Here is a 1,046-nt window from a genome sequence, read left to right as displayed (position 1 = left end):
CCTCGCGCTTTCACGAGGTGGGCTGTCCAAGAGTTGATCAGAAACACGGAAAGTGCCCTTGACCTGCAACGATAGGACTTGCTGAGGGTCCTGTTGGCTGCAAGGAAAAGAGCACTTTCCAGGTGAGAGAGCCTATCTCGTCGTACCCACGTGTCCGTGTCCAGGGAGACGGTCGGCAGGTGGTCTCGCAGGCCGGTGCGGTCCTGCTGCTGGAGACGGTCCGCAAGGCGGGTCTTGACCAGGCGATATCCGCAGCTCTGGCTCCGTGGCGGAAGCCGCGGGCCGTCCACGATCCCGGCAAGATCCTCCTGGACATCGCTCTGGCGGTCGCATTGGGCGGGGACTGCCTCGCGGACGTCGCCATGCTGCGGTGCGAGCCGGCCGTCTTCGGCCCGGTCGCCTCCGACCCGACCGTCTCCCGCCTGATCGACACCCTTGCCGCCTCCGGCGAGAAGGCCCTGCAGGCCGTCCGGTCCGCACGGTCCGAAGTCCGTGACCGTGTCTGGTCATTGGCCGGGGGGAACGCCCCGGACGCCGATGGCCAGGTCACCGTCGACCTCGACGGCGTCCTGGTGATCGCGCACTCCGACAAGCAGGATGCGGCCGCGACCTGGAAGAAGACCTACGGCCATCACCCGCTGACGGCCTTCGTCGACCACGGACCGGGCGGAACCGGAGAGCCCGTCGCCGTCCTCCTCCGGCCGGGCAACGCAGGCTCCAACACGGCCGCCGACCACATCACCACCGCCCGGCTCGCCCTGGCACAGCTGCCGAAGAAGTACCGGCGGGGGCGGCAGACGCTGATCCGCACGGACTCCGCCGGCGGCACCCACGACTTCGTGTCCTGGCTCGCGAAGCGAGGCCGATGGCTGTCCTACTCGGTCGGCATGGTGATCACCGAGACCATTCACCAGCATGTGCTGAAGATCCCGACCTCGGCTTGGACACCGGCCGTCGAGGCCAACGGCACGGTCCGTGACGGGGCCTGGGTCGCCGAGCTCACCGGCAGCCTGCTGGACGGCTGGCCGAAGGGGATGCGGCTGATC

1 protein-coding gene is annotated in these 1,046 nt (G+C 68.4%); it reads left to right on the top strand.

The window, feature by feature from the left end; translation table 11 throughout:
* Positions 1-122: 122 nt before the first annotated feature.
* Positions 123-1,046, top strand: a 924-nt coding sequence (locus ACFU95_RS51070) for an IS1380 family transposase (RefSeq protein WP_383844840.1), incomplete at its 3' end; no start/stop codon positions are given.

The sequence above is a fragment of the Streptomyces sp. NPDC057623 genome (genome assembly GCF_042800355.1).
Lineage (GTDB): Bacteria > Actinomycetota > Actinomycetes > Streptomycetales > Streptomycetaceae > Streptomyces.
This window is presented reverse-complemented; position numbering and strand designations above follow the sequence as displayed.